The organism is Streptomyces sp. NPDC127084 (genome assembly GCF_042724175.1).
Classification (GTDB): Bacteria; Actinomycetota; Actinomycetes; order Streptomycetales; family Streptomycetaceae; genus Streptomyces.
On sequence record NZ_JBHXFA010000140.1, the window covers coordinates 12916 to 19202 of the forward strand.

The 6287-nt window shown below is 69.7% G+C and carries 6 protein-coding genes; 3 read left to right on the forward strand and 3 right to left on the reverse strand.

All coding sequences use genetic code 11. The annotated features are described in order from the left end of the window. Nucleotides 1-175 precede the first annotated feature (175 nt). Nucleotides 176-718, reverse strand: coding sequence for a hypothetical protein (locus ACFWI9_RS26610; RefSeq protein ID WP_387165675.1), 543 nt, complete (start codon nt 716-718; stop codon nt 176-178). Nucleotides 719-1109: 391 nt separating this feature from the next. Here ACFWI9_RS26610 and ACFWI9_RS26615 point away from each other — a divergent pair, with 391 nt between their 5' ends. Genes ACFWI9_RS26615 through ACFWI9_RS26625 form a run of 3 tightly spaced genes read left to right on the forward strand, consistent with a single transcriptional unit; the run spans nt 1110 to nt 4458 of the window. Further along, on the forward strand, nt 1110-2333 hold the full coding sequence (locus ACFWI9_RS26615) for a PP2C family protein-serine/threonine phosphatase (protein WP_387165684.1): 1224 nt from the start codon (nt 1110-1112) through the stop codon (nt 2331-2333). Beyond that, nucleotides 2330-4021, forward strand: a complete 1692-nt coding sequence (locus ACFWI9_RS26620; protein WP_387165677.1) for an ATP-binding protein — start codon at nt 2330-2332, stop codon at nt 4019-4021. Before ACFWI9_RS26615 ends, ACFWI9_RS26620 begins: the two co-directional genes overlap by 4 nt. Next, nucleotides 4018-4458: a response regulator gene (locus ACFWI9_RS26625; protein WP_387165679.1), complete on the forward strand. Its 441-nt coding sequence runs from the start codon at nt 4018-4020 to the stop codon at nt 4456-4458. The genes ACFWI9_RS26620 and ACFWI9_RS26625 overlap by 4 nt, the downstream gene beginning before the upstream one ends. A 74-nt stretch (nt 4459-4532) precedes the next feature. Here the strand turns inward: ACFWI9_RS26625 and ACFWI9_RS26630 are convergent, their stop codons facing one another. Together ACFWI9_RS26630 and ACFWI9_RS26635 are read right to left on the reverse strand one after the other, a co-directional pair. Then, nucleotides 4533-5423, reverse strand: coding sequence for an RNA polymerase sigma factor SigF (locus ACFWI9_RS26630; RefSeq protein ID WP_387165681.1), 891 nt, complete (start codon nt 5421-5423; stop codon nt 4533-4535). Nucleotides 5424-5465: 42 nt separating this feature from the next. Continuing rightward, complete coding sequence (locus ACFWI9_RS26635; protein ID WP_387165683.1) at nt 5466-6149, reverse strand: TetR/AcrR family transcriptional regulator; 684 nt, start codon at nt 6147-6149, stop codon at nt 5466-5468. Nucleotides 6150-6287 lie beyond the last annotated feature (138 nt).

Below are 6287 nucleotides of genomic sequence, written 5' to 3' on the forward strand. Positions count from 1 at the left end.
ACCCCCCGCCCCCGCTCCCCCCCGCCCCCCCGCCCCCCCCCCCACCCCACCCCCCCCCCCCTCGCCGCGGCCGACCTCCTGGTGGCCCCCCCCCCCCCCCCCCCGGCCGGTCGGCCGGGGAACCGCGGGAGCGTGGGACGGGGAAGCGGGTGCCCGGCGCGGGGCCGATGGGATGTCATGTCTGCGTGCTCTGACCGGTGCGGCGTACGGACGTGCGTCGCCGGGCGCGATGACGGCGGGCCGCCGCGGCGGAGTGCGCACGATCCTGTGCCGTCACCGCGACCAGCTCCTCGAAGAGCGCACGGCCCTCGACCAGCGCCTGACGCAGTGACTCGGAGTCGGTCTGCCCTGATACGGCCTCCGCACCGGCCCGGTGCAGCACCAGCGCGCCCTGCGCCCGTTCGGGGAACACCGCTGCCAGCGCGCGGATCCGGTCCTCCCGCGGGCCGGCGGGGAAGCCGCGTGCGATGGCGAGTTGGTCCAGCAACTCGACCGCCCTGGCCACAGACGCCGCCGGGGAGTCCACGAACCGTTCCTGAAGCCCGGCCCAAAGCGCCACGTACTGGTCGCGCTCGTCATCGGACAGCGGCTTCATGCTCAACCGGCGGAACCGGCGTCGCGGGCGGCTGGCGTCGGTCCACTTCACCGGCCGCGCCAGCACCAGGGCGACGGTGAGAACAACCGCCACCCCGAGGATGGCAAGCGCACTGATGGACATGGCTCACTCCTTCCACCGGGATCGTCCCTCCCGTAGGGTCGTTGTCACACCGGGTTACCGGATCATCGCCCGGCAAACGCCTTTGGTCACCGCATGTGCGAACCCGTGGGTTTCCGGTCTCCGAGTGGATTTGTCTGCGGCCGAGTTGGCCGGGCCCCGCGCCAACCACCAGGGGCTTGTCAGCCGTTCATGCGCTGGTGAGGCCTCGTACGGGGGTGCCGAGCGAGTGCGATTGTTGGCCTGCGGCAAGTATTCTGCTTGCCGCCCCGCCGCTGTTCGTGCAGCCGGGGACCGTCCGGGGAAGGGGACACGAGCTGTGACCAGCGCTGTCGGTGCCCAGGGTTCGGGTGCGTGGCTGCCGCGCACTTCCGCGGCCCCACTGCCATCGCCCATGCCCGCGCCCGACCTCCAGGTGTCCGCGCCCGACCTCCACGTCGGGATGGACGACTCCTCGCCGATCCTTCTGGTGGAGGACGACGACGGTGACGCGCTGCTCGTGGAGGAGACGCTACGGGATGGTGATCTGACGGTTCGTCTGAACCGGGCCCGTTCCCTCACCGAGGCGCGGAGGATGCTGGAGGGCACCGCGGCGGCGCGCACCCCGTGTGTGCTGCTCGACCTGCACCTGCCGGACGCCCGGGGCCTGGACGTCGTCCATCAGGTGCTCGCGACCGCCCCGCACGCCGCCGTCGTGGTGCTCACCGGCCTCGCGGAGGAGGGCGTGGGCCTGTCCGCGGTGGCGGCCGGTGCCCAGGACTACCTGATGAAGGGCTCCTTGGACCCCATGGTCCTCGCCCGGTCCATCCGCTACGCCGTCCAGCGGCGCCAGATCGAGCAGGCGGCCGTAGCGCTGGAGGCCAGCCGGATGCAGGCCCGGGAGAACGCACGCCTGGAGCGCGGGCTGCTGCCGTCCCCGCTGCTCGAGGGCGGCTCGGTGAAGGTCTACTCCCGCTACGAGCCGAGCCGGGCCAGCGGACTGCTGAGTGGTGACTTCTTCGATGTCGTGGAGAAGGCGGACGGGACCGTCCACGCCGTCATCGGCGATGTCTCCGGCCACGGCCCTGACGAGGCGGCGCTCGGCGTCTGCCTCCGTGTGGCCTGGCGGTCCTTCACTCTCGCGGGTGTCACGGGCACCACCGTGTGCCGTCTGATGCAGCGGGTCCTGGTGGCCGAGCGTACGGGTGAGGAGATCTTCGCCACGGTGACCACCGTCGAACTGCCGCCCGGCCTGACCAAGGCGAAGGTGGTACGGGCCGGCCACCCGCCGCTCCTCCTCCGGCAGAACACCGAAGTGCGCATGGCGCAGACCACGGTGGGCCCCGCTCTGGGAATGCTGCCAGACGGGGCGTTCGACTGGCACGAGGACGTTCTCGACCTGCCACCCGACGGCGCCCTCGCGCTCTTCACCGACGGCCTGTTCGAAGGCCGGATCAGCGCGGACGGACACAGGCTGGGGGAGGAGGGGCTGCTCGCCCTGGCGTCGGCCTGCGCGGACCGAGGGGCGGAGGAGTTCGTCTCCGCGCTGGTGTCCGAATCACGGGCGCTGTCGGCCGACCACGGAGGCCACGCTGACGATGTGGCGCTCCTGTACCTCGAATGGAGCAGGAACAAGTGACCACCAGCCGCACCGAGATCCCACCGCGCGACGACGTGGACGCCCCCCGGCGTGCTGTGGGGTCCCGGCTGACCGTGACGCAGTGGTTCTGGATCGCGTTCAGCGCCGTTCTGGTCGGGGTATGCGCCTTCGGCGTCGCGGGAGCGGGACTGCTATCCGAGAACGCTGCCAAGTCCGATGACCTGGTCGACCGCATCCAGCCCGCACGGGTCGAGGCCTACCGGCTCCAGAAGGCCCTCATCGACCAGGAGACGGGCCTGCGCGGCTACGCGCTCTCCCGCGACTCCCGGTGGCTGGAGCCCTATACCGAGGGGCAGCGGGAAGCCACCTCCGCCGCCCGCGCCCTACGCTCCGGGCTGACGGCCGACGATTCCCGGATGCTCGCCTCACTGAGTGATGTGGAGCGTCTGGCGGACGCCTGGCGCAGTGGCTACGCCGTCCCGCTCGTCACACGCGTCCGCGAGGGCGGTTCGGTGACCAGCGCGTCCGAAGACCTCAGAGCCAGCAAGACCGCGTTCGACCGGTTGCGCGCCGAATTCGGCACGCTCAACGAGAACCTGCTGGCCGAACGAAACGCGGCACGGGCCGATGTGCACCGCACCCGCGAGGCCCACAACCGGCTCTTCGCCGGAATGCTGGGCGCGTTCGTGGTGATCGCCCTCGGTCTCGCCGTACTGCTGAACAAATCCGTGGCCCGCCCGCTCACCTCACTGCGTCTGGCATCCCAGCGGGTCGCTGACGGTGAATTCGACCGGCGTATCGAACCCACCGGACCCGCCGACATACAGCACCTCGCCGATGTGGTGGAGTCCATGCGGCGTCGGGTGATCACCGCGCTCGGAGAGTCCCGGACCCGTGCGGACCTGCTCGCGGAGCGGACCGCCGAACTCGATGAGCAGACCGTCGAGCTGCGGCGATCGAACGCGGAGCTGGAACAGTTCGCCTATGTGGCCTCCCACGACCTCCAGGAGCCTCTCAGGAAGGTGGCGTCCTTCTGCCAGCTACTGGAGAAGCGCTACGGCGATCAGCTGGACGACCGGGCCAAGCAGTACATCGACTTCGCCGTCGACGGCGCCAAGCGTATGCAGATCCTGATCAACGACCTGTTGACGTACTCCCGCGTGGGGCGGGTCAACGACGCCAGGGACGAGGTCGAGCTGGACGACGCCCTGGACAAGGCGCTGGCGAACCTCGGCTCGGCGGTGGAGGAGGCGGGCGCCGTCATCGAACGCCCCGACCGCCTCGGAGCCACCACCGGCGATCCGACCCTGCTGACCATGCTGTGGCAGAACCTCGTCGGCAACGCCGTGAAGTTCCGCGCCCCCGAGCGCCCGCCCGTGGTCCGTATCACCGTGGAACGGGACGACAGCGGTACCACCGGCCACGACGGTGAAGGGACGGCCGACGAGACGGCCGTCTGGCGCTACCGCGTGACCGACAACGGCATCGGTATCCCCGAGGAGTTCACCGAGAAGGTCTTCGTGATCTTTCAGCGGCTCCATGGACGGGACGCCTACTCCGGGACCGGCATAGGCCTCGCCCTGTGCAAGAAGATCGTGGAACACCACGGCGGACGCATCTGGATCGACGGCGCCCGCACCGGCGGCACCGAGATCCACTTCACCCTACCCGCGACCGGGCCCGCCGCCACGCCCATCCTCAGCAGCACCACGGGAGACCACGTATGAACACCGCTGCCCAGCCCATCGAGGTCCTGCTGGTCGAGGACGACCCGGGCGACGAGTTGATGACCCGGGAGGCCTTCGAGGACAACAAGATCGGCAACACCCTCCATGTGGTCCGGGACGGGCAGGAGGCGATCGACTTCCTCTACCGGAAGGGCCAGTACAGCGACGCGCCGCGCCCCGACCTCATCCTGCTCGACCTCAACCTGCCCAAGTACGACGGCCGGCAGGTGCTGGAGCGCATCAAGGCCGACGCCGACCTCACCCATATCCCGGTCGTCGTGCTGACCACGTCATCGGCCGAGGAGGACATCCTGCGCAGCTACCAGCTCCACGCCAGCGCGTATGTGACCAAGCCGGTGGACCTGGAGCAGTTCATCGCGGCGATCAGGAAGATCGACGACTTCTTCGTCACGGTCGTGCGTCTGCCCCGTCCCTGACAGGCGGCCCTGCCCGCCCCGCCCCGGCACGCCGCCTTGCCGGTGCAGCGGGTGGCGGAGCCCTCTTGACCGGTTCAGGCGGCGGTTTCGAGAAGGCCCTTGCGCAGCCGCTTGATGATGCGGTTCAGCAGTCGGGAGACATGCATCTGGGAGATGCCCAGCTCTTCACCGATCTGGGCCTGCGTGAGCTCCGCGACGAAACGCATATGCAGAATGCGGCGGTCGCGGTCGTCCAGCTGGGCGATCAGCGGAGCGAGCGAGTGGAAGTCCTCGATCAGCTCCAGGGCACGCTCCTCCTCACCGATGAAGTCGGCCAGCGCGGCCTCGCTGTCCTGCGCGGCTTCGCCGCTGAGCGCGGCGTCCAGCGAGGCGGAGTTGTAGGCGTTGGACGCCTTCCGTGCTTCGATGACCTCTTCCTCGGTCAGTGACATGAGTTCGGACAGCTCACGCACGGTGGGGGTGCGACCGAGGCGGCTGCGCAGCTCCTCGGTGGCCTTGGCCAGCTCGACCCTGGCTTCCTGGAGCCGCCGCGGGACGTGCACGGCCCAGCTGGTGTCGCGGAAGAACCGCTTGATCTCGCCAACGATGCAGGGCACGGCGAAGGTCGTGAACTCCACCTCGCGGGACACGTCGAACCGGTCGATGGCCTTGATCAGGCCGATCGTGCCGACCTGCACGATGTCCTCCATCTCGTCCGCGCCCCGGCTGCGGAAGCGGCCCGCGGCGTAGCGGACCAGCGACAGGTTCATCTCGATCAGCGTGTTGCGCACGTACTGGTACTCGTCCGTGCCCTCTTCCAGCACCGCCAGACGGGCGAAGAAGTGGCGGGACAGCTCCCGTGCGTCCTGGGGGGACACCTCCAACGGGGCCTCGAGCCGGTCGAGCGGGCCGAAGGCGCCGCGGCTCCGGATGCCGGCCGCCGCCGACTCATGGGTCCTGGTGGTCGCCGCGCTCACGGTCGCCATACCTTCACCTCTGTCTTCCGATCCGTCACCCGTGGGGTCCGCTTACCCCGGATCACGCATCGCATTCCCGGAAATTGCTCCGGTCGGACCGGAACCCCCCCTCTCCGGGTCCGTCTCGCCGTCCACGAGGTGGACCACCTGGTCGGCGACCGTCTCCAGGATGTCCGCGGCGGTGCCGGCGCTGCCATGGGCCTGCTCGTCCCCGAGGACCAGGAAGTTGAGGGTCAGTCCGTCCGTCATGACGGCCAGATAGCGCGCCAGCACCGGCACCGGTACGCGCGGTTCGAACCCCATACTCGCGCTGAGCTGGTGGATGAGGTCGGTGTACGTGTCGGAGTACATGGAGTACTGACGCCGGGCCAGGTGCTCGAACCCCGGCTGGCGCAGTGCGTACTGCGTCAGCTCGTAGGTGAGCATGTGCTCGCCGGGATTGGCTGACACATGGTCCCAGTAGGCCCGGAAGCCGGAGAGGATGGTCTCCCGGAGAGTGGTCCTGGGCTGGAGGGCGTCCTTCACCACCGCCAGATAGTGGTCGGTGATGGTCGTGATCACGGATTCGAGCAGGGCCTGCTTCGATTCGAAGCAGTAGTGGAAGACGCTCAGCGAGACGCCGGCTTCGGCCGCGATGGACCGGGTGGTGGTCCGGGCGACGCCATCGCGTGTCATCGCCCGGATAGCCGCCTCTATCAGCTGTCGTCTGCGCGCGGCCGACGGCATCCGTGCCATGGGGTTCCGTTCCTTCCGGGCCCGGGGGGGGAGCGGGGGGGCGGCCCCGCCGAGCACCCCGGGGGGCCCCCCCCGCGGCGGATAGCACACCACACCCCAGGGGGGGACCCCACCGCCTCAAACAAACAGAACAACGCC